Below are 25,144 nucleotides of genomic sequence, written 5' to 3'. Positions count from 1 at the left end.
GCTCCTTGAATAGGCGCGCAGTATACAGAGGCGCCGGTGGGGTGTCAGGGCGGCGGGGATAGCATTCCCCCGGTGCGGGGCTCTATGATGATGTCCAGTCTTTTCAACTCAGCGATGACCCATGTCCGATACCGCCATGTTCTGCAATCTGACCCACGAGGGCGTCCTGGCCGTTCGCGGCTCGGACGCCAGCAAGTTTCTGCAGGGCCAGCTCACCTGCAACCTCAACTACCTGGACGAGCACACTGCCAGCCTCGGCGCGCGCTGCACGCAGAAAGGCCGCATGCAGTCCAGCTTTCGCATCCTGTTGCAGGGCGATGGCTGCGTCCTGGCCATGGCCCGCGGCCTGCTCGAAGCGCAACTGGCGGACCTGAAGAAATACGCGGTGTTCTCCAAGTCCAAGCTGACCGACGAAAGCGATGCCTGGGTGCGCTTCGGCGTGCAGCACGGCGACGGCGCGCTGGCCGCCCTGGGCTTGCAACTCCCTCTGGAAACCGATGCCGTGGTGCGCCATGGCGCACTGATCGCCGTGCGCGTATCGCCGGCTCGCGCCGAACTGTGGGCGCCCGCCGAGCAGGCCGAGAACCTTGCCGCCCGGCTGGCCGAACAGTTGGCCCAGGGCTCGCTCGACGACTGGCTGCTGGGGCAGATACGCGCCGGTATCGGCCAGGTGCTGGAACCGACCCGCGAGTTATTCATCCCGCAGATGCTCAACCTGCAGGCCGTAGGCGGTGTGAGTTTCAAGAAGGGTTGCTACACCGGCCAGGAAATCGTCGCGCGCATGCAGTACCTGGGCAAGCTCAAGCGCCGCCTCTACCACGTCCGGCTGTCCGGCTCGACGCGGCCCGAGCCAGGCACTGCTCTATTCTCGCCAGTGCACGGCAGCGCCATCGGCGAGATTGCCCTGGCCGCGCCAACGGCCGAGGGTTACGAGGCACTGGCAGTGTTGCAGGACAACGCCGTGGAGGATGGCCGCATTCATCTGGGCAGTCTCGAAGGTCCGTCGCTGGAACTTCTGACCTTGCCCTATACACTTGATCGAGACCGTGAAATACAGCGATAGCAGCGCCCCTAGCAAGGCCTGCGAACCCCATCCCCGCCATGCCGAGGCCCCGAATGAACCAGCTGGCAGATACCGTACAAAGCGATTTGCTGGCCGCCATCGACCGTGACGACCTGGTCTTGCCGACCATGCCGGAAGTGGCCCTGAAGATCCGCGAAGCGGCCGAGGACGACAATGTCAGCGTCAATCGTCTCAGCCAGGTCATCGCCCAGGACGCGGCGCTGTCGGCGCGCCTGCTCAAGGTGGTCAATAGCCCGCTGCTGCGGGCCAGTTTCGAAGTCACGGACGTGCGCACGGCAATCAACCGGTTGGGTGTGAACTACAGCAGCAACCTGGCCATCGGCCTGGTCATCGAGCAGATTTTCCATGCCCGCGCGCCGGCCGTGCAGAGCCGCATGCGCGAGGCCTGGCGAACCAGCCTGGAAGTGGCCGGCATGTGCACCGAACTGGCCCGCCGCTTCACCTCGCTCAAGCCCGACCGGGCCGCCCTCGCCGGCCTGGTGCACCAGATCGGCGTGCTGCCCATCCTGATCTATGCCCAGGAACACAACGAGTTGCTCTCGGACCCGGTCTGCCTCACCCATGTGATCGAACACATACACCCGCGCATAGGCGACCAGATTCTGCGCAAATGGGACTTCCCGGCGATGCTGGCGCAGGTGCCCGGACAGTTCATGGACCTGAACCGCAACAATGCGGAAACCGATTATGGCGATCTGGTGATGATCGCCACCCTGCTGCGCCTGCCGAACAATTCGGGGCTGCCGACCCTGATCGAGCTCCCTGCGTATCAACGCCTGGAGATCAAGCAGAGCCCGGTGCTGCTGGCCAGTGACCTGCTGCATGCGCAGAAAATGCTGAGCTAGAGGGCGAAGTCGACCCGCACCTTCAAACCGCCCCTGGCGCCGTCGTGCAGGCTGATCCGCGCCATGTGTGCGCGACAGATTTCGCCGACGATCGCCAGGCCCAGTCCGGTTCCGGCGCTTTGCATGTTGCGCCGATAGAAGCGCTCGAACACACGGTCGCGCTCATCGGCTGGAATGCCCGGCCCGTCGTCCTCGACTTCGAGGATACCGGGGGCTTGCACGCGCAGAATGACGTTGCCGCCGGCCGGGGTGTGCGCCAGGGCGTTGTCCACCAGGTTGCTGAGCAACTCGTTGAGCAAGGTTGGCTCGCCGCGCAGCCAGACCGGTTCGTCGGCCTCCAGCGCCAGGGCCACGCCGCGGCCATGGGCCAGCGGCGCCATGGCCATGCCCAGTTCCCGGGCCAGCTGGCTCAGGTCGAGGCGCTGGGCGCCGCCTTCGGCGATGGCCCGTGCGCCGTTCTCGACCCTGGCCAGGGACAGCAATTGATTGGCCAGGTGGGTGAGCTTGTCGGTGCCCTGCACCGCCTGCTGCAGCGTGGTCCGCCAGACCTCCGGTTGTTCGGCCCGCAGACCCAGCTCAACACGCGCCTTGAGCGCCGCCAACGGCGTACGCAACTCGTGGGCGGCATCGGCGATGAACTGCGCCTGGCGCTCGAACTGGACCCGCAGACGTTCGGTGAAATGGTTGAGCGCCTGCACCAGCGGCCACAGCTCGCGCTGCACCTCCACCAGCGGCAGGGGGCGCAGGTCATCGGGCTGACGTTCCTCGACTTCGTCGCGCAGCCGTTCCAGTGGCCGCAGCGCCGCGCTGACGGTGATCCACACCAGCAGCAACGCGCCGATGCCCAACATGCCCAGACGCAACAAGGTGTCGGCCATCAGGCTGCGGGCCATGGACACCCGTGCTTCTTCGGTTTCGGCCACGCGAATCTCTGCCATGCCGATCATGTTCGGCTCGCTGACGGCCTTGAGCAGGCTCACCACACGCACGTCCTGCCCCAGGTAGCGACCGCTGTAGAAAGTGGCCAGCGCTGGATAATCGTCCGTGCGCGGTGTGCCCTTGGGCGGTGCCGGCAGGTTTTCGTAGCCGGAGATCAGTTTGTGGTCGATGTCGTTGACCTGGTAGTAGATACGCCCGGCACTGTCGTAGGCGAAGGTGTCCAGTGCCACGTAGGGCACGTCCGCGCTGAGCGTGCCGTCGCGCTGGGACAGCCCGGCGGCGATGGTCCGGGCCGAGGCCAGCAGCGTCCGGTCATAGGCCGTGTCGGCCGCCTCGCGCCCGTTCCAGTAGGCGCTCATGCCGCTGGCCAGCATGAGGAAGACCATCAGCATGGCGAGGTTCCACAGCAGCCGCCAACGCAGGCTGCTGACGTCACGCATCGCGGCTTTCCAACAGGTAGCCCAGGCCGCGGAAGGTGACGATGGCGATCGGCTGCTTGTCGAGCTTCTTGCGCAGGCGGTGCACGTAGATCTCGATGGCGTCGGCGCTGGCTTCCTCGTCCAGGCCGAACACCTGGGCTGCCAATTGCTCCTTGCTCATCACCCGCCCCGGCCGCGCGATCAGCGCTTCGAGTACCGCCTGTTCACGGGAAGTCAGGGTCAGCAGGTCCTTGCCCAGGGTGAAGCGGCGCGTGTCCAGGTCGTAGGCCAGCGGACCGCAGCGTTGCTGCCGCTCTCCCCCCATCACGGTGCGCCGCAGCAGGGCCTTGACCCGGGCCTCAAGCTCGGTGAGCTCGAACGGTTTGGCCAGATAGTCATCGGCGCCCAGGTTCAGGCCATGGACGCGGTCCTTGACGTCGCTGCGGGCGGTGAGCATCAGTACCGGCAGGTTCTTGCCTCGCGCGCGCAGGCGAGCCAGCACCTCGAAGCCGTCGAGCCTGGGCAGGCCGACGTCGAGAATGGCGGCGGCGTATTCCTCGCTGGCCAGGGCCAGGTCCGCCGCCACGCCGTCGTGCAGCACATCGACGGTCAAGCCGGTGGCCTTCAGCGCCTGGGCGACACTTTCGGCCAACTGCAGGTGATCTTCTACAAGCAGGACACGCATCGGTATTCCTCACGGCCAATCTTTTCTAGGTCGGGATGATGTCGCCGTAGTACGGTGTTCGCTGCCGCCAAGGCGGGCGAATGCAAGTCATCAACCGCTTTATGTGCCCGAGTTTACAGGGCCGCGCCCGCCTGTGAAGCGCTCTTGGCAGATTGCCGGCCACTGAAAGCTTGGCGAAAGGTTCGCAACATAAAGTTTCAGCAAGGCGGGTTCAAAGAAACCCTGCCACGCAAACGTCACGATACGTTTTCGATAACAAGAACAACAATGGAGAAATGCCCATGATCCGCGCCATGCGTCCGCTAGCCCTGGCTGTCAGCTGCCTGTTCATCAGTGCCCCGCTGCTCGCCCAGGAAGAACCCAAACGTCCCGAATGCATCGCCCCCGCCTCGCCTGGTGGTGGTTTCGACCTGACCTGCAAACTCGCTCAAAGCGCGCTGGTCAACGAGAAGCTGCTGTCCAAGCCCATGCGCGTGACCTACATGCCAGGGGGCGTCGGCGCCGTGGCCTACAACGCCGTGGTCGCCCAGCGCCCAGCCGATGCCGGGACCCTCGTGGCCTGGTCCAGCGGCTCGCTGCTCAACCTGGCCCAGGGCAAGTTCGGCCGCTTCGACGAAAACGCGGTACGTTGGCTGGCGGCAGTGGGCACCAGCTATGGCGCCATCGCGGTCAAGAGCGATTCGCCCTACAAGACCCTGGACGACCTGGTCAAAGCGCTGAAGGCCGACCCGAGCAAGGTCGTGATCGGTTCCGGCGGCACCGTCGGCAGCCAGGACTGGATGCAGACCGCCTTGATCGCCAAGGCCGCCGGGATCAACCCGCGCGACCTGCGTTACGTGGCCCTGGAAGGTGGCGGCGAAATCGCCACGGCCTTGCTTGGCGGCCACATCCAGGTAGGCAGCACCGACATCTCCGACTCCATGCCGCACATCCTCAGCGGCGACATGCGCCTGCTGGCGGTATTCGCCGACAAGCGCCTGGACGAGCCGGAAATGAAGGACATCCCGACCGCCAAGGAACAGGGCTACGACATCGTCTGGCCGGTGGTGCGCGGCTTCTACCTCGGGCCGAAGGTGACCGACGCGGAATACGACTGGTGGAAAGCGGCGTTCGACAAACTGCTGGCGTCCGAAGAGTTCGCCAAGCTGCGTGACCAGCGCGAGCTGTTCCCGTTCGCCATGACCGGGCAGGAACTGGACACCTACGTGAAGAAACAGGTGGCCGAGTACAAGACCCTGGCCAAGGAATTCGGGCTGGTTCAGTAATCGGGCTGGGTACGTGTGAAGCCATTCGCGGGCAGAGCCCCGCTCCCACAGGTCTGCACATTCTGAACCCTTGTGGGAGCGGGGCTCTGCCCGCGAAAGCTTCAGCCCTGCCCCCACCACCTTCACTCTTCACGAAGGAACATGACCATGATCATGATCGTTCAACGGCTCTTCGCCCTGCTGTTGCTGCTTGTCTGTGCCGGCCTGGCGATAATGGCCTGGCCCTACCAAGCGCCTTTTTCCTATGAACCGGTCGGCCCGCGCGCCTACCCGCTGTTGATGCTGGGCCTTATGAGCCTGGCCTTGCTGTACCTGGTGTTTCGCCCCACCCCGATCGTGCACAGCGAGGAAGAACCGCCGCTGGACCGTCCGACCCTGAAGAAGATCGCCATCTGCATCGGCTTGCTGCTGGTGTTCGCCGGGCTGTTCGAGCCTTTGGGCTTCATTCTCAGCAGCGTGCTGATCGGCATCCCGATGGCCTTGCTGTATGGCGGCCGCGCAGTGCCCAGCGTGATCATCATCACCTTGATGAGCATCGGCCTGTACGTGCTCTTCGATAAAGTCATGGACGTGCCGCTGCCCCTGGGCCTGCTCAGCGTTCTGGAGAACTGACATGGATACTCTTGGCTACCTGGGTCAGGGCTTCGGCGTTGCACTGACCCCCTACAACCTGATCACCGCCCTGTCGGGCACCTTGATCGGCACCGTGGTCGGCCTGTTGCCGGGCCTGGGGCCGATCAACGGCGTGGCACTGCTCATCCCGATCGCCTTCGCCCTGGGCCTGCCGCCCGAATCGGCACTGATCCTGCTGGCGGCGGTGTACCTGGGCTGCGAATACGGCGGCCGCATCAGTTCGATCCTGCTCAACATCCCCGGCGAAGCCTCGACCGTGATGACCACCCTGGACGGCTACCCGATGGCCCGTCAGGGCCTGGCCGGCGTGGCCTTGTCGCTGTCGGCCTGGAGCTCGTTCATCGGCGCGTTCATCGCCACCTGCGGCATGGTCATGTTCGCCCCGATCCTGGCCAAATGGGCAATCGCCTTTGGCCCGGCGGAGTACTTCGTGCTGATGGTGTTCGCCATCGTCTGCCTGGGCGGCATGGCCGGCGACCGACCGCTGAAGACCTTCATCGCGGCATTGATCGGCCTGTTCCTGTCCAGCGTCGGCATCGACGCCAACAGTGGCGTGTACCGATTCACCGGCGACAACATCCACCTGGCCGACGGCATTCAGTTCGTCGTGCTGGTGCTGGGCCTGTTCTCGATCAGCGAAATCCTCCTGCTGCTGGAAAAGACTCACCACGGCAGCGTGGCCGTCACCGCCACCGGACGCATGATGTTCAACCTCAAGGAGGCCGCCTCGGTGTTCTGGGTGAACATTCGCTGCGGCGTGCTGGGCTTCATCATGGGCGTACTGCCCGGCGCCGGCGCGACCCTGGCCAGTGCCGTGGCCTACACCACCGAGAAGCGCCTGGCCGGTGCCAGCGGCAAGTTCGGCCAAGGTGACAAGCGCGGCCTGGCCGCACCGGAAACCGCCATCGGCGCCACCGCCTGCGGCGCATTGGTACCGATGCTGACCCTGGGCGTACCAGGTTCGGGCACCACCGCGGTGATGATCGGCGCCCTGTCGCTGTACAACATCACCCCCGGCCCACTGCTGTTCCAACAGCAGCCGGACATCGTCTGGGGCCTGATCGCTTCGCTGTTCATCGCCAACATCATGCTGGTGATCCTGAACATCCCGATGATCCGCATCTTCACCAAGATCCTCGCCGTGCCGAACTGGGCACTGGTGCCGGTGATCGCCATCATCACCGGGATCGGCGTGTACGCAGTCCACGCGACCACCTTCGACCTGTTCCTGATGATCGGTATCGGCATCTTCGGCTACATCCTGCGCAAGCTGGATTTCCCGCTGTCGCCGGTCCTGCTCGGGTTCATCCTGGGTGGCCTGATGGAGCAGAACCTGCGTCGTGCGCTGTCGATCTCCAACGGTGAGTTGCAGATTCTCTGGGGCAGCCCGATCACCGCCGGTGTGTGGGTACTGACCGTTCTGATGCTGCTGTTGCCCGTGGTTCGTATCTGGCGCAAGCGTGCCGCCCTGCGTCGTGCCGCTGCCGATGTTTGATCGGTTCCTGCATAACTGGTGGGGTACACCCTTCGTCGGTCTGGCTGGCGGTTACCTCGCCAGCCTGATCGGCTGGCCACTGCCCTGGATGATCGGCTCGTTGCTGGCGATCATCCTGGTGCGCTGCCTGACACCCTGGCAACTGGCGGAAATACCCAACGGCCGCAAGCTCGGCCAATGGATCGTCGGCATAGGGATTGGCCTGCACTTCACACCCGTGGTGATGGAGCAAGTCGCAGGCCATTTCGGCCTGATTTTTTTTGGGGCGCTGATCACCAGCGTCTCCAGTGCCGTGGGCGTGTGGCTGATGCTGCGCACCGGTGAAGACCGGCCCACGGCTTTCTTTTCAAGCATGCCGGGCGGCTCCGGCGAGATGGTCAACCTGGGCGCACGCAACGGTGCCGACCTCAGCCGCGTCGCCGCCGGGCAGAGCCTGCGGGTACTGGCGGTGGTGCTGTGCGTGCCGGCGCTGTTCAAGTTCCTGCTCGGCGAAGGCACGCCCATCAGTCATGAAGGCGGCGTCGACTGGGCGTGGCTCGCGCTGATCTTCCCGCTGGCGGGCCTTGCCGCCTGGATCTGGCAACGCCTCGACCAACCCAACCCCTGGCTGTTCGGCCCGCTGCTGGTCAGTGCGGTCATCAGCGTGAGTTTCGACTTGCACATCGGCCTGCCCGACGGCGGCAGCCAGATCGGCCAGTGGCTGATCGGCAGTGGCCTGGGCTGTCACTTCAATCGGGCGTTCTTCCGGCGGGCGCCGTCGTTCCTCGCCCGCACGCTGGTCAGCACTGCATTGACCATGGCCATCGCCGCCGGCTGCGCGCTGGGCTTGAGCGCTTTGACCCAACTGGACCTGCGCTCGCTGACCCTGGGCATGATGCCCGGCGGCATCGCCGAGATGAGCCTGACCGCCGAGGTGTTGCAGCTGTCGGTCCCGTTGGTGACGGCGATGCAGGTGATGCGCCTGTTGTTCGTGCTGTTTCTGGCCGAGCCGTTGTTTCGCCAGTGGCAGAAGCGCCGACCGCTGTCCTAGGGCAGGCGCCAGTCGATGGCCGTCTTGCCGTTCTGTTCGAGAAACTTGTTGGCGCGGCTGAAATGGCCGTTGCCGATGAAGCCTTTGTGCGCCGACAACGGCGACGGGTGTACGGACGTCAGCACCAGGTGCTTACTGGTGTCGATCAGCTTCTGCTTGCTTTGCGCATGGGCGCCCCACAGCATGAACACCACGCTGGACTGTTGCTCGCTGACCACTTCGATGATGCGGTCGGTGAACGGCTGCCAGCCTTTCTTGGCGTGTGAGGCCGCATTCGCCCTCTCCACGGTCATGGTGGTGTTGAGCAGCAACACGCCCTGCTCCGCCCAGCTCTGCAGATAGCCATGGTTGGGAATGTCGATGTTCAGGTCGCGCTTGAGCTCCTTGTAGATGTTCACCAGCGACGGCGGCGTAGGGATGCCCGGCTGTACCGAAAAGCACAGGCCGTGGGCCTGGCCCGGACCGTGATAGGGATCCTGACCGAGGATGACGACTTTCACCTGATCCAGCGGCGTGGTGTTCAGTGCGTTGAAAATCATTGGCCCGGGCGGATAGATCTCTTTGCCCTGCGCATGTTCTTCACGCAGGAATTCGCGCAACTGCGCCATGTAGGGCTTGTCGAATTCCTCACGCAGTGCAGCTTTCCAGCTAGGCTCGAGTTTGATGCGGTCTTCTGCGGTCATTTAGTCACCAGAAATGAATAGGCACCCGCAATAAACAGGCACCGGAAATCAGTGCGCGGACGGTAGGAAAGCCGACCCGGAAAGTCAAATCCAGACGGGATCACGCACTGCAACCCTGCATCAGCCATTCGCGGTCATCGTTCCACGGCTACCGCCCCTTTTTAAGCGAGGTCAGGATGGATTTGAATTTCGAAGAACTCAGCGCCGGCAATGGCGCGCGTATCGGCATCGTCTCCCTGAATGCGGAGAAAACCCTCAATGCTCTGACCTTGCCGATGCTCGAAGCGCTCGCAGGAAAATTCGACGCATGGGCGCAGGACGACCGCGTGGTGTGCGTCGTACTGCGCGGTGAGGGCGAAAAGGCCTTCTGCGCCGGGGGCGATGTGCGCAGCCTGGTCCAGGCCTGTCGCGCCCACCCCGGTGAAGTCCCTGACCTGGCCGCACGCTTCTTTGCTGCCGAATACCGCTTCGACTACCGCCTGCACACCTACCCCAAGCCGGTGATCTGCTGGGGCCATGGCTACGTACTGGGCGGCGGCATGGGCCTGCTGCAGGCCTCGAGCATCCGCATCGTCACACCCAGCAGCCGCCTGGCCATGCCCGAGATCACCATCGGCCTGTATCCGGACGTTGGCGCCAGCGGCTTCCTGTCGCGCATGCCCGGCAAGCTCGGCTTGTTCCTCGGCCTGACCGGCGCGCAGATCAACGCGCGCGATGCCCTGGATCTGGACCTGGCCGACCGCTGCCTGCGCGATGATCAATACGAAGACTTGCTAGACGGCCTGCTGCAACTCAATTGGCAGGAACAGACACCGATGCAGTTGAACAGCCTGCTCAAGGCCCTTGAGCACGATGCCCGCGACACGGTGCCCGCCGCGCAATGGCTACCCCGCCGCACGGCCATCGACGCGCAACTGGATGTCAGCGACGCACCCGCTGCCTGGCACGCGCTGGTGCAATGGCAGCGCCACGACGACCTCTTGCTGGCCAAGGCCGCCGGCAATCTGGCCAAGGGTTGCCCGTTGACCGCCCATTTGATCTGGGCACAACTGGCCCGCGCCCGGCACTTGTCGCTGGCCCAGGTGTTCCAGATGGAATACAGCATGAGCCTGAACTGCTGCCGCCACCCTGAATTCAGCGAAGGCGTGCGTGCGCGCCTGATCGACAAGGACAACCAGCCGCATTGGCACTGGCCCGACGTCGACCATGTACCGCAAGCAGTGGTAGAGGCGCATTTCGGCAAGGCGTGGGAGGGACGTCACCCGCTCGCGGACCTGTGTGACTACTGAACCCGGTTTGACTGGGAGAACGAAAAACGGCGCCCCTGAGGGCGCCGTTGCAGGCTAGTGCCGACCGCCACGGCCTCGGCCCGGGCCATGGTCGGAGCCACGGCCCCGGTTCCAGCCCTGACCGTAGTGGCGTTCGGGCCCATCGCGCCAACGCGGATCGGGACCGCGCCCCGGCCGGAAATGCGGCGGTGGTGGGCCGTAGTAACGCGGCTGGGGCACCGCGTAATAACGTGGTGCCGAGAAGTAACGCGGTCCTTCGTAGTACCGCGGCGCAGGCGTAACGTAGTAACCGCTGCTGTAGGGCTGGCTGTAAGGGTAGTAGCCCCCTCGTGGCGAGCTGTCCACGGAATAGACTTGGGTGCGGTAGTAACCTCCCCCTCCATAGGGCACACAGGCACTTGTCGACAAGGCCAATACCACGATCAAAAGAGCTCTAAGGGACATAAGCGGCCTCCTGGACCGCGAGAGGGATCGAACCAGCACGACTGGTCGGTACTCAGAACGATGGTTCTGGGCATAACTCAGACAGCGGGAAAGATACTGCATTTCACCCGGCAATAAATTGATACAAAGCGTCATTCAAGGGTGCCGCCGACATCATCCACCGCCGTACTGCAGCCTGCCGTAGAATACGGCCATCCACCTTTACATGGATTTCCCATGACCACCCCCGCTTCACTCGCCAGCCACCTCTGCCCAGCCTGCGGAAGCCGCAACGACTGCACCCTGGCCGATGCAAAGACCGCCGCCCAGCCCTGCTGGTGCTATTCGGTGAGCATCGACCCCGCTGTGCTGCAGGCCTTGCCCGAGCACCTGCGCAACGCCGCCTGCCTGTGCCCCCGCTGCGCTCAAGTGAGTGAGCAACTGTCCGCATCGAGGGCGTAACGCCGCCATGCGCCTGGACCGATTTCTTTCCAATCTCGAACGTTTCAACCGAAAACAGGTGCGCCTTGCCCTGATCGCAGGGCGCATCCAGGTCGACGGTCGCGTGGTACGCGACCCGCTGCACGCCGTCACCGAATTCAGCGAAGTCCGCCTCGACGAGGAATTGCTGCAGGCTGGCCATCCCGCCCGCTACCTGATGCTGCACAAACCACCCGGCTGCGTCAGCGCCACCCAGGACCCGCAGCACCGCACCGTCCTCGACCTGATCGAAGTGCCGGACAAAGATCAGCTGCACATGGCCGGTCGACTGGACTTCAACACCACCGGGCTGATGATCCTCACCAACGACGGGCAATGGTCACGCCGCCTCACTCAACCAACCACCAAATTGCCCAAGGTCTACCGGGTTGAAACCGAGCAGGTCATCGAACCCCATTACGTCGAGACCTTCGCGCAAGGCATCTACTTCGCCTTCGAAGACCTCACCACCCTGCCCGCCCACCTCGACATCCTCGGCCCGCGCCAGGCGCGCCTGAGCATCGTCGAAGGGCGTTACCACCAGGTGAAGCGGATGTTCGGGCACTTCCAGAACAAGGTGGTCAGACTGCACCGCGAACGCATGGGCGAGCTGGTGCTGGACGAAAGCCTGCAACCCGGCCAATACCGCAGCCTGAGCGCAGAGGAAATCGGTATGGTTTGAGTGGAATCGAGGACAGAAACGAAAATTAGCGCTTCAAATTGCAGGGCGCTTCTGGTACAAAGTCAGCCGCCCGGAGCAGGTGTCGAAAGACGCATCGCACCGAGGTGGCCAAGCTGGCAATCGAGTTCGCAATGAACGGCCGGCGGCACGGAAACAACGCGTCATGCGGGTATAGTTTAGTGGCAAAACGAAAGCTTCCCAAGCTTTAGTTGAGGGTTCGATTCCCTCTACCCGCTCCAGTTTTCCCAAAGAAAAACTGATTTTAATCAAAACTTCCGCACTAAATCTCCGCACGCTCAACTATCGCTTATTCCCTCCTGGCACACACGGCAGCAACGGCACACCCCGCCAGACTGGAAATTTTTTTATGAACGAAACCGAATTCTCCGCCCGCAGCCCCATACCCTCCCACGAAGCCGTGCGCGCAATAATTTCCACCTGACCCCTTTCACGCAGCCGCCACCAACCAGACTCAACGGAAGCTACAGACCGGCAGGTATTCGCTCTCCCCCGTGCAAAGAACAGTCTTCTAAGGACGCATGAGTGCATGACGGTAGCAACCATGAGTGCGCGGGCGATTGCCAATCTAGGGTGGGATGAAATAAGTCTGTCGAACCCTATCTATGTCGGCATCCACTTTACGCCGAGAGCGAGGTTGTTTCCAAACGTGAGTCGCGCTCGCGGCCTGGCCAAGGGATCGTTACTATCAAGTTGATTGGTCACGAGCAGGGCGGGATGCCGGTGATCACCTACCCACGGATATTCCTGGTGCCAAAAAAAGGGCACTCCCAGGACTATCCTATTGGTTAGGGGCTGTTATCGGAGGCTGGATCCTTCATAAAAGAGGAAATTTTATGCGGTCGCAGTATGATCCAGCATGGGTTGAAAGTACGGCGCAGGCCAGATGGCTTCGCGACAATGTATTCAAGGCTGTCGAAGACGAAAGCCGACCAAAGTTCTATGCCTGTTCCATGCTGCCCTATCCTTCTGGGAAGTTACACATGGGGCATGTGCGCAACTACACGATCAATGACATGTTGGCCCGCCACTTACGGATGAAGGGCTACAACGTCCTGATGCCGATGGGTTGGGATGCGTTCGGTTTGCCAGCAGAAAACGCTGCAATGCAGTCGGGCGTGTCTCCCGCACAGTGGACGCGGATGAACATTGCTGACATGAAGTCGCAGATGCAGCCGCTCGGGCTGGCATTTGACTGGTCACGGGAAATTGCCACGTGCGATCCCAAGTACTACAAGTGGAACCAGTGGTTTTTCTTGAAGTTGCTGGAAAAAGGCGTGGCCTACAAAAAAACTCAGATCGTCAACTGGGATCCCGTTGATCAAACCGTATTGGCCAATGAGCAAGTGGTAGATGGTCGCGGCTGGCGATCCGGGGCGCTCGTCGAGAAGCGCGAGATTCCCGGTTACTACCTGCGTATCACCCAGTATGGCGAGGAGCTGCTGTCGGCCATCGATACCCTGGAGGGTTGGCCGGACATGGTCCGTAGCATGCAGCGCAACTGGATTGGCAAGGCTAGCGGGGTCCGCCTGGCGTTTGTCCATACTATCGAAGACGCGAGCGGGCAGTTGATCGACGAGGGTAAGCTATGGGTGTTCACCACCCGCGTCGATACGCTGATGGGGGTGACGTTTTGCGCCGTTTCCCTCGAACATCCGCTGACCAGGCGTGCCATAGAGCTAGATCCTGGGCTTGAACCGCAGGTGCAGGAGTATCGACAGGCGGTGCAGGGCAGCCCGGCCGCCGGCGCGCAAGCGAAGCTCGGTATCCCGAGTGGATTGCACGTTGAGCATCCGTTGACCGGCGAACCGATCGCCGTGTGGATTACCAACTATGTAGTTAGCGAATATGGGGAAGGCGCTTTGATGGGGGTTCCGGCCCATGACGAGCGCGACTTCGATTTTGCCCGTCAGTACGGGTTGCCTGTGCAGCCTGTCATCGCGTTTGAGGGGTTGCCCTATGACCCTGCCGTCTGGTCGGATCGCTACAGCAGCCGGGAAGGTCACCTGATCAATTCGGGAGCCTACGACGGTCTCGCGGTGGAGCAAGCGTCCCAGGCAATCGTTGATGCCCTGGCCGAACGCGGGTGCGGCGAGCAAGCCACCACGTGGCGCCTGCGTGACTGGGGAATCTCCCGGCAGCGTTATTGGGGAACCCCGATCCCGATTATTCATTGTGAACACTGTGGCGATGTACCGGTACCTTACGCGGATCTGCCGGTGGTATTGCCGACCGATTGCATTCCCGACGGAAGTGGCAATCCGTTGCTGCAGCATGAAGCGTTTCGCCACGCCGCTTGTCCTCGTTGTGCCGCACCCGCGCTTCGGGAAACGGACACCATGGATACCTTCGTTGATTCAAGCTGGTATTTCATGCGCTACTGCGATCCCGACTGCCACACCTCGATGGTAGGGCCCGGCAATCGATACTGGATGCCCGTCGACCAATACATTGGCGGCATTGAACATGCCGTGTTGCATTTGCTCTACGCCAGGTTCTGGAGTAGAGCAATGCGCGACGAGGGATTGGTGGACTTCAGTGAACCGTTCAAGAATCTGTTCACCCAAGGCATGCTGTTGCGGGAAAGTTACTACCGCAAAGCCGAGGACGGTAGCCGACGATGGTTCTACCCCTCGGAAGTATCGGTTCACTACGACGAAAAAAGCCGCCCGATTAGTGCGACAGCGCTTGAAGACGGCTTGCCCGTCACCTTGGGTGGCGTGGAGAAGATGTCCAAATCGAAGAACAACGTGGTCGAGCCCAAAGACATCATCAACAAGTTTGGTGCGGACACTGCTCGATTATTCACAATCTTCGCCGGCCCTCCTGATCAGAGCACGATCTGGAGCGATAGCGGTGTTGAAGGGGCTTATCGGTTTCTGCGTCGCCTCTGGAGTTTTGCCGTCGACGACCAGGCACACTGGGGCAAAGGTGACGACCAAGCGGTAGATGCCGCAGAAGCCAGGCGCGTGCGCTTTATGACCCATAGCTTGCTGCAGCAAATCAATAACGATTATGAGCGGCTGCAGTACAACACCGTAGTCTCGGGTGCGATGAAGATGCTCAAGGTGCTGGAGGGGGCTCGCAATGCCGGTCGTCAAACGTGTCGGGAAAGCATGTCCATTCTCTTGCAGGTTCTGCACCCTGTCACGCCGCACGTCTCCCAGGTGCTCTGGGAGGCATTGGGGTTCGCCGGCGCAATCTACGACAGTGCATGGCCGACCCCGGATAGCGACGCCCTGAAGCGGGACGAAGTGAAGATGATGGTGCAGGTCAATGGCAAGCTGCGTGGGGAAATTCTGGTCCAGGCCGACGCCGACCATGACACGATACGCGGCCAGGCGCTGTCCCATGCGGTGTTAAGCAAACATCTGGAAGGGGCTGGAAGGATGATCGTAGTACCTAACCGGTTGGTGAACTTCATCGTCTGACTATTTAGCTGATCCGCTGGAAACAAGAAAACCGGCATTTCTCGCGGAATGCCGGTTTTATCGTTCAGCCCTAAGTCGGGTAGCAAAGCAGATCTGTGGAACTGCTCTGCGCCGGTCGAGCCGGTCAGCGCTTCGACCCTCGCTCACACGTGGGTGAGTCGGGAATTAAAAATGTATCTCCAAGCCAAGAAGATGAGCCCAAGCAAAATGGGCCACTCACAAACAAAGTCTCAAAATACAAACCGATGCCCCATCTCCCCCTCCATCCACGTCAGAAACCGTCTGACCCTGGGAAAGGACGAGTGGGCTTTGGGAAACACCAAGTGGTGAGCAGCAACCGCAGCGCTGAGCGCTTCAGGAGCCACTTCCACGAGTGCGCCCGATGCCAGGTATTTCTGTGCCAGCAGCGTGCTTTCCAGTGCGAACCCAAGGCCGTGGCTGGCAGCTTCCAATGTCATGTAGGAGCGATCGAAGCTCAACGCATAGGGATGTTCGGGGCGGGCGAGGCCGTGCTGGGCGAACCATTCAGGCCATTGGAGCAGCGTCGCTTCGGAAAGGATCAGTTCCTTGTTCAACAAGTCACTGGCGCTGGCGACTGGACGTTTTGCCAATAACTGCGGGGAGGCCAGCACCGCAAAGGCTTCGTTGCGCACCGTTCGCACTTCGTAGCTGGGCCAGTTGGGCAGGCCATGGCGTATGTCGACGTCGATCTTGTCCCGGCTAAAGTGTAGTGACTCGTAGGAACACGACAGGTTGATCTGGATATCGGGATGACTCACGCGGAATGCTTCCAGGCGCGGCATCAGCCAAAGCAGGCCGAAGCTTGGCGACGAGTGCAGTCGCAGGCAGTCGAGACTCACGTCACTGGCGGCTCTTTCGGTTGCCACTTCAAGGCTGTGCAACAAGCCGGAAATATCCTTCAGGTACTGCTCGCCCACCGGGGTGAGGGTGACGCCACGGGCTGCGCGCACGAACAGCTGGCGGCCAATCATCGCTTCCAGATTCGCCAACTGATGGCTCACGGCTGAGGGTGTCAGATTCAATACTTCGGCGGCTCTGGCGAGATTGCCAAAGCGGGCCGTTTGCTCGAAGGCTTGAATGGCCCTCAGCGGTGGCAGGTCCCGGGGCGCACTGTCGTGGAGGCGCATAAGTACTCGGCTCTTATTGTTGAGATGTTATGGGCGAGTCTCATTCAAGCATTCCGCGGGCCTGCTGACGAGAGGTGAATTTTTCTCAGCCAGCAGTGAGGTTTGCCATATTGCTGCCAATGCGTTGGCGGAACACCCTGAGTCATCGATTCCCGAATCGAATCATAAAAACAATCACAGGAACTCCCCCATGCTTCTTCAAGGCAAAGTCGCAATCATCACGGGTGCTGCATCTGAGCGCGGAATTGGCCGGGCCACGGCCATCACGTTCGCCCAGCAGGGTGCCCATGTCGTCATTGTGGATCTCGATGAATCCGCCGCGCGCGACGCCGCTTCGGCGTTGGGTGAAGGCCATCTGGGTCTGGCCGCCAACGTCGCGGATGAACACCAGGTCAAGCAGGCCGTGGACAAGGTCATCGCGCAGTTCGGGCGAATAGACATTCTGGTCAACAACGCAGGCATTACCCAGCCGATCAAGACCCTCGATATCCGCCCTTCGGACTACGACAAGGTGCTGGATGTCAGCCTGCGTGGCACTTTGCTCATGTCCCAAGCCGTCATTCCGGTCATGAAGAGCCAAGCTTCCGGCAGCATCGTGTGCATGTCTTCAGTATCGGCTCAACGTGGCGGCGGCATATTCGGTGGCCCGCACTACAGCGCCGCCAAGGCGGGCGTATTGGGCCTTGGCAAAGCGATGGCCAGGGAATTCGGTCCGGACAATATCCGTGTCAACTCCATCGCTCCCGGCCTGATTCATACCGATATCACGGGAGGCTTGATGCAAGACGAGCGTCGCCACGCGATCATCGACGGCATTCCGCTGGGTCGCCTGGGCGCGGCTCAGGATGTCGCCAACGCTGCGCTGTTTCTGGCCAGCGATCTGTCTTCATACCTCACTGGCATCACGCTGGATGTCAATGGCGGCATGCTGATCCACTGAGGGCCGGTAACCGGGTCGCCAGTGACCCGTGGTGTTCTAGATCGATGGCATGCCAGGCCACAGCGCCTGGCCGTCTATAAAAACAAGAGATCGGACAATCATGATGACTTCCATGACGCTCGAAGCGGTTTCGACCGTGCGCTCGAATGCTTATCGCAAAACTGCCTGGCGGCTGATGCCTTTCTTGATGCTCTGTTATCTGTGTGCCTATCTGGATCGCGTCAATGTGGGCTTCGCCAAACTGCAAATGATGAGTGACTTGTCACTGAGTGAAACTGTGTACGGCCTCGGTGCCGGCATGTTCTTTCTTGGCTATTTTCTCTGCGAAGTGCCCAGCAATCTGATTCTTCACAAAGTGGGGGCGCGTCGATGGATCGCCCGCATCATGATCTCGTGGGGCATTATCTCCGCCCTGTTCGCCTTCGTCGAAACGGCCTGGCAGTTCTATGTGCTGCGCTTCCTGCTGGGCATCGCCGAAGCCGGCCTGGCGCCGGGGTTGCTGCTCTACCTGACCTACTGGTTCCCCTCGTATCGCCGAGCCAAGATGACCGTGCTCTGGTTCATCGCGATTCCACTTTCCGGAATGATCGGCGGACCCCTTTCCGGCTTGATCATGGCCAAATTCGCAGGCTTTCACGGATGGGCCGGCTGGCAGTGGATGTTCGTCATTGAAGCGATACCTACGGTGATCGTTGGCTTCTTCGTACTGGCGTATCTGAAGGATGGTGTACACCAGGCCACCTGGCTTACCGATGAAGAAAAGGAGCTGGTGACCAAGGAATTGGCGGAAGACAACAGCCGTAAGGTCACTCACGGTTCGGTCCGCGACTTCCTGCGCGATCGTCGCCTGTGGATGCTCGCCTGCATCTACTTCTGTGTCGTGATGGGTCAATACGCGATCACCTTCTGGCTACCGACCTTGATTCGCAACGCCGGGGTTTCCGACCCGCTACACATTGGCCTGGTCACCAGCCTGCCTTACATGTGCGCCATCGTGGCCATGTTGCTGATGGGCCGAAGTGGCGACAAGCACCGCGAACGTCGGTGGCACCTGATTGCACCCATGATCGCCGGGGCCTTGGGTCTTACGTTGGCAGCCATCTTCGGCGCCAACCTGGTCTTCTCTGTCCTGAGCCTCTGCCTGGCGGCTGCAGGCGTTCTGTCTGCCTCTTCCTTGTTCTGGATGCTACCGACCACACTGCTGGGCGGGGTCTCAGCCGCTGCGGGGATCGCCGGCATCAACAGCTTCGCCAACCTCGCCGGCTTCTGCTCGCCCTACTTGATTGGCTGGATTACCACTACGACCGGATCGAGCGCGATAGGGATGTACCTCATCACCGGCGTGCTGTGCATCGGTGCCTGCCTGGTACTGCGAATCCCCGCCGCTTCGGTCAATCGTTGAGTCCACGGAGTACTTGGAATGACTGCTATTTCGCCCGCTGTTTCAGAAACATCACTGGCACAACGTGCCCTCAATATTCGCCGTCATGCGCTGCGCATGGGCCAGGTTCAAGGCCAAGGCTACGTCGGTCAGGCGCTGGGAGCTGCTGACTTGCTCGCTGTGGCCTACTTTCACGCGCTGAATTACAAGCCCCATGACCCCGAATGGGAACAGCGTGACCGCTTCTATCTCTCCATTGGCCACTACGCCATTGCGCTGTATGCGGCACTGATCGAAGCGGAAATCGTCCCGCTGGACGAGCTCGAAACTTACGGTTCCGATGACAGCCGCCTGCCGATGTCCGGGATGGCAACCTACACCCCGGGGATGGAAATCACCGGCGGCTCGCTGGGCCAGGGCCTGGGCATTGCTGTTGGTGCGTGCCTGGGGCTCAAGCGCAAAGGTTCCGACTCGTTCGTCTACAATCTGCTGTCCGACGGTGAGTTGAACGAAGGGTCGACCTGGGAAGCGGTGATGTCTGCTTCTCACTGGAAGCTCGACAATCTGATCGCCATCGTGGACGTCAACAATCAACAAGCGGATGGCCGCTCCAGCGAGGTGCTGGCCTTCGAACCCATCGTTGACCGTTGGCAGGCGTTTGGCTGGTTCACGCAGCGCGTGGATGGCAATGATCTGGACGCGCTGGTCGAGGCTTTCGATGCCGCGCGCAGTCATGGCGGAACGCAGCCGCGAGTGATCATCTGCGATACCAAAATGGGCAGAGGCGTGCCGTTTCTTGAAACCCGGGAGAAGGCCCATTTCATTCGCGTGGACGAGCATGAGTGGAACCTGGCCTTGAACCACCTCGAAGAAGGGGACACCGTATGAACGACTTGAAGAACGACGCAGCCCAGGCTCCAGCGGCCGCCAAGAAGAAACTCACGACCTCTGCAATGATTGCGTCGATTGCTTCTGAAGGCCAGGCAACCCGATCGGCGCCTTTTGGCCATGCACTGGCGGCCCTGGCTGCAGAGCGGCAGGATATCGTCGGACTTTCCGCCGACCTGGCCAAATACACCGATCTGCATATCTTCGCCCAGGCGCATCCCGACCGGTTCTACCAGATGGGCATGGCTGAACAGCTGCTGATGAGTGCCGCTGCAGGCATGGCCCGCGAAGGCTTCGTTCCCTTTGCCACTACCTATGCAGTGTTCGCCTCGCGCCGTGCCTATGATTTCATCTGCATGGCCATCGCCGAAGAAAATCTCAACGTAAAGATCGTCTGCGGGTTGCCGGGGTTGACGACCGGCTATGGGCCCAGCCACCAAGCCACCGATGATTTGGCCATCTTCCGCGCGATGCCGAATCTGATGATTGTCGACCCCTGCGATGCGCTCGAAATCGAGCAGGCCGTTCCCGCCATCGCCGCTCACAACGGGCCGGTGTACATGCGTCTGCTGCGCGGCAACGTTCCGCTGGTACTGGACGAATATGGCTACACCTTCGAGATTGGAAAAGCCAAGACCCTGCGCACAGGCAATGACGTGCTGATCATCTCGACCGGCTTGATGACCATGCGGGCCTTGGAGGCCGCCAAGGCACTTCAAGCCGATGGCATCGATGTGGCTGTACTTCACGTGCCCACCATCAAGCCACTGGACGAGCAAACCATTCTGGCGGAAGCTCGAAAGCCAGGCAGGCTGGTCGTGGCGGCAGAGAACCATTCGATCATTGGTGGTCTGGGTGAAGCAGTGGCGACTGTGCTGCTGCGAAACGGTGTCACGCCTGCATTCCGGCAAATTGCATTGCCCGACGCCTTTCTCGACGCTGGTGCTCTGCCTACGCTGCACGATCGTTACGGCATTTCAACCCAGGCCGTATGCGCCCAGATCAAGGGCTGGCTTTGAATCGTTCCCCGGGGGCTGCGTGCCCCCGATGCCGAGAAGGAACAGCCTGATGTACACCGATAGGCTCCTTGATCCGTCCTATGAATTGTTCCTGACCGAGCCCACCAGGCTGTGGACTCGAGAAACCCTTGCAAGCATCCGGGATCACATCCACAACGACTATCCCTCAGCCGACACGACTCACGGCCAGCAACAATGGACCGAGGGTGATGGTGCCTGTCCACCGGTGCGCTTGTGCATTCATCGACCAAGATCCAGACCGACCCAAAACCCACCATTGCCGGCGATTCTGTATATCCACGGGGGTGGCTTCGTTCTGGGTTGTCCGGAGATGGCGGACGGCTATCTGGCCGGCCTTGCCGACGATCTAAAGGTCGTCGTGGTTGCAGTCGACTATCGCCTGGCGCCGGAACATCCTTTCCCGGCGCCCCTCGAGGATTGCTACAGGGCACTGACCTGGATGCGTCTCAACTCGGCTTCCCAAGGCATAGACGAACATAGAATAGTCATCATGGGCCACAGCGCCGGGGGCGGGCTCGCTGCCGCTCTGGCGCTGTTGGCAAGAGACAGGGAGCAACGCAAGGCTGCAGGTCTGGTGATGATTTACCCCATGCTCGATCATCGAACGGGATCTGCCTCATCGACCATGAATAACCTGACGACAGGCAGGCTGAGTTGGTCGCGAGCGGCGAACCATTTCTGTTGGCAGTGCATGCAAGGGGGATACGAGGCCAATGATGAACGAGCGTATTTATTGTCTCCTTCGCTCGCGCCCCATCTCGAGGGCCTTCCACCGAGCTTCATCGGTGTTGGCGCGCTGGATCTGTTTTTGGAAGAAAACGTGGAATTCGGTGTGAAATTGTCACGATCCGGCGTTCCGGTGGAGATGCACGTCTACCCAGGCGTGCCTCATATGTTCGATCAGTACCCGGGGGCCGTGACCGAGCAAAGCAAAAACGACGTGAGAACAGCACTTGAGAAGATGTTGCACGTTGCAGTGGCAACTGAAGCGTGACTAGACGCGAATCTTCTGTGTGCGTGTTCTCACTGATTCCGCTTCGGGCAAACCGCCTCACCCCCCAAAATGCCCAAACCGTCCACTGAACCGCTTCGCCAGCGGATACGCCAGATCCCCGTGCTTGCTCGTCCCCAATCCCATTTCCACCAACACTTGCGCCAGCTTCACCGCTGCGGCCACGCCATCGATCACGGGCAGGCCGACGCGTTCGCTGACCCGCGCTGGCAGGTCCGCCATACCGCCGCATCCCAGCACGATGGCGCCGGCGCCTTCGTGGTCACGGGCTTGCAGGGCCTGTTCGGCAATGCGCTCGACCAATGCATCGTCGCCCAGGGTTTCAAGTTCCAGCACGGCGATGTCGACGCAGCGTACCGAGGTGCAATGCTCGGCCATGCCGTAGTTGCGCAGCAGGTGCTCGGCGATGATGCGTGTGCGGGTGAGCGTGGTGACCACGGCGAAGCGGGTGCACAGCAGGCTGGCGACATGGAAGGCGGCTTCGGCGATGCCGATCACCGGGCCGCGTGCCAGCTCGCGGGCGGCCAGCAGGCCGGGGTCGCCGAAGCAGGCGATGATGTGCGCGTCGTAACCGGCGGCTACGCCCTTGCGCACTTCTTCCAGCACACCCACGGCGGCGATGGCTTCATCGAAGTGGCCTTCGATAGATTCCGGGCCATCGTCTGGGCAACAGGCGATGACCTGCGTGTCGGGGCCGGCGGCGGCACGCGCTGCGCGGCCGATGCTGGCGGTCATGGACTGGCTGGTGTTGGGGTTGATGACCTGAACTTTCATACGGGACTCGACGGCTGCATTAGCGCTTGAAGATAGATTTGAAGTCGGGTTCGGCCATGGGCTTGGCGTCCAGCTGAAGGCTGGCGCGAATGCTCGCCAGATGCCGGGCCATCCAGTTCGACGCCTGGGCGCCCTCCCCGCGTTCCAGCAGTTCGATCAACTCGCCATGCTCGCCGCAATCGCAGCCGACGCTGTGGCGCGAGCCGTACACCGCGATGATCAATGAAGAGCGGGTAGTCAACTGGGCGATCTGCTCACTGAGCACCTGGTTGTCGGCGGCCACCGAGAGCTGCACGTGAAAGCGCGCCGACAGCTGAATGGCATGGCTGTGCCTGCCTTGGCGTTGCGCCTGCTGCTCCTGTTCGGCCAGCTCGCGCAGTTGCTTGAAATGCTCGGCCGTGGCATGGGCGACCACGGTCGGCATCAGCGCAGGCTCGATCAGTTGCCGAGCGGCGAACACGTCCTGGGCCTCCTTGGCACTGGGGTGCGCCACTTCCGCGCCGCGGTTCGCACGCAAGGTGACCAGCCGTTCCAGCGCCAACCGCTGCAAGGCCTTGCGAATGCCCGTGCGGCTGACGTTGAACACCTCGGCCAAGGCATCTTCAGGAAGGCGCACGCCGGGCTGCAAGCGACGCTCGACGATAGCGTCGAGAATCTCCTGATAAATGTGCTCGTCGCGGCTGGTCGCAGTCGCACCATCAACGCTGTTGGCAAGAAAAAGACGAGAGTTCACGGAATCGGTTCCTGGGATCACACGGGGACAATCGTATACAAAGAGGCCGGCCTTGGCCAACGCTCGTCTTGCAACGTATGGGAAGCATTGCCGCTGCACCAACACGGGTCTCGGCAGCGTTTAGATGCGCTAAAAGAGGCGCTCACATAGTCTTGCGGACAGTCTTGCACCGGCCAGATTATGGCTACACACCCCGTTGCCTAAGGCCTCGATACTCTCTGGCACGCATCCTGCTCGGCAGATCGTATACAACCCTGCCGATCTCCGTATGCAATGCCCGGAACGGCCACGACCCTGGAGCGTGTGCGTGAACAATCCCGACCTTCCCAAGGGCTACAGCCCTCGCTTGTACAACGAAGACCTGGGCCCGGTGGCGCAGAAGTGGAACTGGTACAACATCTTCGCCTTCTGGATGAGCGATGTGCACAGCGTCGGCGGCTATGTGTTCGCTGCCAGCCTGTTCGCCCTGGGCCTGGCCAGTTGGCAGGTGCTGATCGCGCTGCTGGTGGGCATCGGGATCATTCAGGTGATCGCCAATCTGGTCGCCAAGCCCAGCCAGCAGGCCGCTGTACCGTACCCGGTCATCTGCCGACTGGCCTTCGGCGTGTTCGGCGCGAACATTCCGGCGGTGATCCGCGGCCTGATCGCGGTCGCCTGGTACGGCGTGCAGACGTACCTGGCCTCCAGCGCGCTGATCATCGTGGTGTTGCGCTTCTTCCCTGGCATGGAAAGCTACGCACAGGTGCAGTTTGCGGGCTTGTCGTACCTGGGCTGGATGGGCTTCCTGTTCTTGTGGGCGGTGCAGGCAGCGGTGTTCTGGACCGGCATGGACTCGATCCGGCGCTTCATCGACTGGGCCGGGCCGGTGGTCTACGCAGCGATGTTCATTCTCGCCGGTTGGATCGTCTGGAAAGCGGGCTGGAGCAACATCAGCTTTACCCTTGCGGAAAAATCCCTGAGCGGCTGGGAAGCCTTTGGCCAGGTGGTGATGGCGACCGCCCTGGTGGTGTCGTACTTCTCCGGTCCGACCCTGAACTTTGGCGATTTCAGCCGTTATTGCCGGACCATGGCGGATGTGCGGCGCGGCAACTTCTGGGGCTTGCCGGTCAATTTCCTGGCGTTTTCGCTGGTCACTGTGGTGATCGTATCGGGCACCTTGCCCGTGTTCGGCGAAATGCTTCACGACCCCATCGCGACGGTAGCGCGCATCGACAACGACGTTGCGGTGCTATTGGGCGCATTCGCGTTCGTCACGGCAACGATCGGCATCAATATCGTCGCCAACTTCGTCTCGCCGGCCTTCGACTTCGCCAACTGCGCGCCGAGCAAGATCAGCTGGCGTGCGGGCGGGATGATTGCCGCGGTGGCGTCGATCTTCATCACCCCCTGGAACCTGTTCAACAACCCCGAAGTGATCCACTACACCCTCGACGTGCTGGCGACTTTCATCGGCCCACTGTTCGGGATCCTGCTGGTGGACTACTACTGCATCAAGCAGCAGCGGATCGACGTGGCGGCGCTGTTCGATGACTCACCGAGCGGGCGCTACTGGTACAGCAACGGCTTCAACCCGGTGGCAATCAAGGCGCTGCTGGCGGCGACGCTGATCGGGGTGGTCGTGACCTTCGTGCCTTGGTTCAAGCCGATCGCCAACTTCGCCTGGTTCACCGGTTGCTTCCTGGGTGGCGGTTTCTATTGGCTGCTGGCGCGGCGAGACGTGCGTTCGTTGAGCCTGGCAGGGGTCTGATTGGAGAAGGTGTACGTCGGCCGCAGTGGATGCGGCGGCGTACACCTTCAATCACAGGAGTACCAGGGCATAACGCTTTT

At 61.5% G+C, this 25,144-nt stretch carries 23 protein-coding genes and 1 tRNA gene; 17 read left to right on the top strand and 7 right to left on the bottom strand.

Annotated elements, in window-relative coordinates; genetic code table 11:
• The first annotated feature begins 121 nt into the window (after positions 1–121).
• Positions 122–1,063, top strand: coding sequence for a CAF17-like 4Fe-4S cluster assembly/insertion protein YgfZ (ygfZ, locus tag LT40_RS04585; RefSeq protein ID WP_043187047.1), 942 nt, complete (start codon positions 122–124; stop codon positions 1,061–1,063).
• Between the two features lie 53 nt (positions 1,064–1,116).
• Complete coding sequence (locus LT40_RS04580; protein WP_043187046.1) at positions 1,117–1,929, top strand: HDOD domain-containing protein; 813 nt, start codon at positions 1,117–1,119, stop codon at positions 1,927–1,929.
• Here LT40_RS04580 and LT40_RS04575 read toward each other — a convergent pair.
• Positions 1,926–3,308, bottom strand: coding sequence for a sensor histidine kinase (locus tag LT40_RS04575; protein WP_043187044.1), 1,383 nt, complete (start codon positions 3,306–3,308; stop codon positions 1,926–1,928). The genes LT40_RS04580 and LT40_RS04575 overlap by 4 nt on opposite strands.
• Positions 3,301–3,972: a response regulator gene (locus LT40_RS04570; protein ID WP_043187043.1), complete on the bottom strand. Its 672-nt coding sequence runs from the start codon at positions 3,970–3,972 to the stop codon at positions 3,301–3,303. The genes LT40_RS04575 and LT40_RS04570 overlap by 8 nt, the downstream gene beginning before the upstream one ends.
• Positions 3,973–4,253: 281 nt before the next feature.
• On the opposite strand from LT40_RS04570, the gene LT40_RS04565 reads away from it, so the two are divergent.
• The 4 genes from LT40_RS04565 (at position 4,254) to LT40_RS04550 (ending at position 8,395) form a co-directional block, all read left to right on the top strand.
• Positions 4,254–5,237: a Bug family tripartite tricarboxylate transporter substrate binding protein gene (locus tag LT40_RS04565; RefSeq protein ID WP_043187040.1), complete on the top strand. Its 984-nt coding sequence runs from the start codon at positions 4,254–4,256 to the stop codon at positions 5,235–5,237.
• Between the two features lie 153 nt (positions 5,238–5,390).
• Positions 5,391–5,849, top strand: a complete 459-nt coding sequence (locus LT40_RS04560; RefSeq protein ID WP_043193299.1) for a tripartite tricarboxylate transporter TctB family protein — start codon at positions 5,391–5,393, stop codon at positions 5,847–5,849.
• A gap of 1 nt (position 5,850) precedes the next feature.
• The gene (locus LT40_RS04555) at positions 5,851–7,365 is read left to right on the top strand and encodes a tripartite tricarboxylate transporter permease (protein WP_043187038.1); all 1,515 of its coding nucleotides are present in this window, start codon (positions 5,851–5,853) and stop codon (positions 7,363–7,365) included.
• Positions 7,358–8,395 carry an AbrB family transcriptional regulator gene (locus LT40_RS04550; protein ID WP_043193296.1) on the top strand — a complete coding sequence of 346 codons (1,038 nt, stop codon included), beginning with the start codon at positions 7,358–7,360 and terminating at the stop codon, positions 8,393–8,395. Before LT40_RS04555 ends, LT40_RS04550 begins: the two co-directional genes overlap by 8 nt.
• Here LT40_RS04550 and ung read toward each other — a convergent pair.
• Complete coding sequence (gene ung, locus LT40_RS04545) at positions 8,392–9,078, bottom strand: uracil-DNA glycosylase (protein ID WP_043187036.1); 687 nt, start codon at positions 9,076–9,078, stop codon at positions 8,392–8,394. The two genes, LT40_RS04550 and ung, sit on opposite strands and share 4 nt — an antisense overlap.
• A gap of 176 nt (positions 9,079–9,254) precedes the next feature.
• On the opposite strand from ung, the gene LT40_RS04540 reads away from it, so the two are divergent.
• Positions 9,255–10,367: an enoyl-CoA hydratase/isomerase family protein gene (locus LT40_RS04540; protein ID WP_043187034.1), complete on the top strand. Its 1,113-nt coding sequence runs from the start codon at positions 9,255–9,257 to the stop codon at positions 10,365–10,367.
• Positions 10,368–10,421: 54 nt separating this feature from the next.
• Here the strand turns inward: LT40_RS04540 and LT40_RS21070 are convergent, their stop codons facing one another.
• Complete coding sequence (locus LT40_RS21070) at positions 10,422–10,811, bottom strand: hypothetical protein (RefSeq protein WP_084139713.1); 390 nt, start codon at positions 10,809–10,811, stop codon at positions 10,422–10,424.
• A 216-nt stretch (positions 10,812–11,027) separates the two neighbouring features.
• On the opposite strand from LT40_RS21070, the gene LT40_RS04535 reads away from it, so the two are divergent.
• From LT40_RS04535 to leuS, 4 genes are all read left to right on the top strand, one after another.
• Complete coding sequence (locus tag LT40_RS04535) at positions 11,028–11,252, top strand: cysteine-rich CWC family protein (RefSeq protein WP_043187032.1); 225 nt, start codon at positions 11,028–11,030, stop codon at positions 11,250–11,252.
• A gap of 7 nt (positions 11,253–11,259) precedes the next feature.
• Complete coding sequence (locus LT40_RS04530; RefSeq protein ID WP_043187031.1) at positions 11,260–11,952, top strand: pseudouridine synthase; 693 nt, start codon at positions 11,260–11,262, stop codon at positions 11,950–11,952.
• 165 nt (positions 11,953–12,117) lie between these two features.
• Positions 12,118–12,191: transfer RNA gene (locus LT40_RS04525), tRNA-Gly, on the top strand.
• A 615-nt stretch (positions 12,192–12,806) separates the two neighbouring features.
• Positions 12,807–15,401: a leucine--tRNA ligase gene (leuS, locus tag LT40_RS04520; protein ID WP_043187028.1), complete on the top strand. Its 2,595-nt coding sequence runs from the start codon at positions 12,807–12,809 to the stop codon at positions 15,399–15,401.
• A gap of 230 nt (positions 15,402–15,631) precedes the next feature.
• Here leuS and LT40_RS04515 read toward each other — a convergent pair whose 3' ends face one another.
• Complete coding sequence (locus LT40_RS04515; protein WP_043187026.1) at positions 15,632–16,549, bottom strand: LysR substrate-binding domain-containing protein; 918 nt, start codon at positions 16,547–16,549, stop codon at positions 15,632–15,634.
• Between the two features lie 190 nt (positions 16,550–16,739).
• Between LT40_RS04515 and LT40_RS04510 the strand changes: the two genes are divergently transcribed.
• The 5 genes from LT40_RS04510 (at position 16,740) to LT40_RS04490 (ending at position 21,792) form a co-directional block, all read left to right on the top strand.
• The gene (locus LT40_RS04510; protein ID WP_043187022.1) at positions 16,740–17,489 is read left to right on the top strand and encodes an SDR family NAD(P)-dependent oxidoreductase; all 750 of its coding nucleotides are present in this window, start codon (positions 16,740–16,742) and stop codon (positions 17,487–17,489) included.
• A gap of 100 nt (positions 17,490–17,589) precedes the next feature.
• Positions 17,590–18,891 carry an MFS transporter gene (locus tag LT40_RS04505; RefSeq protein ID WP_043187019.1) on the top strand — a complete coding sequence of 434 codons (1,302 nt, stop codon included), beginning with the start codon at positions 17,590–17,592 and terminating at the stop codon, positions 18,889–18,891.
• An 18-nt stretch (positions 18,892–18,909) separates the two neighbouring features.
• Positions 18,910–19,758: a transketolase gene (locus tag LT40_RS04500; protein ID WP_043187017.1), complete on the top strand. Its 849-nt coding sequence runs from the start codon at positions 18,910–18,912 to the stop codon at positions 19,756–19,758.
• A complete protein-coding gene (locus LT40_RS04495) occupies positions 19,755–20,777 on the top strand; it encodes a transketolase family protein (protein ID WP_043187015.1) in 1,023 nt (340 codons plus the stop codon). Before LT40_RS04500 ends, LT40_RS04495 begins: the two co-directional genes overlap by 4 nt.
• Positions 20,778–20,826: 49 nt before the next feature.
• Positions 20,827–21,792 carry an alpha/beta hydrolase gene (locus tag LT40_RS04490; RefSeq protein WP_043187013.1) on the top strand — a complete coding sequence of 322 codons (966 nt, stop codon included), beginning with the start codon at positions 20,827–20,829 and terminating at the stop codon, positions 21,790–21,792.
• Positions 21,793–21,849: 57 nt separating this feature from the next.
• On the opposite strand, the gene LT40_RS04485 is transcribed toward LT40_RS04490, so the two are convergent.
• Both LT40_RS04485 and LT40_RS04480 read right to left on the bottom strand, forming a co-directional pair.
• Positions 21,850–22,584 carry an aspartate/glutamate racemase family protein gene (locus LT40_RS04485; RefSeq protein ID WP_043187011.1) on the bottom strand — a complete coding sequence of 245 codons (735 nt, stop codon included), beginning with the start codon at positions 22,582–22,584 and terminating at the stop codon, positions 21,850–21,852.
• Between the two features lie 19 nt (positions 22,585–22,603).
• Positions 22,604–23,317, bottom strand: coding sequence for a GntR family transcriptional regulator (locus LT40_RS04480; protein WP_052393241.1), 714 nt, complete (start codon positions 23,315–23,317; stop codon positions 22,604–22,606).
• Between the two features lie 307 nt (positions 23,318–23,624).
• Between LT40_RS04480 and LT40_RS04475 the strand changes: the two genes are divergently transcribed.
• Entirely contained in the window at positions 23,625–25,064 is a 1,440-nt protein-coding gene (locus LT40_RS04475; protein WP_043187010.1) for an NCS1 family nucleobase:cation symporter-1, read from the top strand.
• Positions 25,065–25,144 lie beyond the last annotated feature (80 nt).

Source organism: Pseudomonas rhizosphaerae, assembly GCF_000761155.1.
Classification (GTDB): domain Bacteria; phylum Pseudomonadota; class Gammaproteobacteria; order Pseudomonadales; family Pseudomonadaceae; genus Aquipseudomonas; species Aquipseudomonas rhizosphaerae.
The sequence above is the reverse complement of the archived record's forward strand: the minus strand, read 5'-3'. Positions and strand labels throughout refer to the sequence as shown.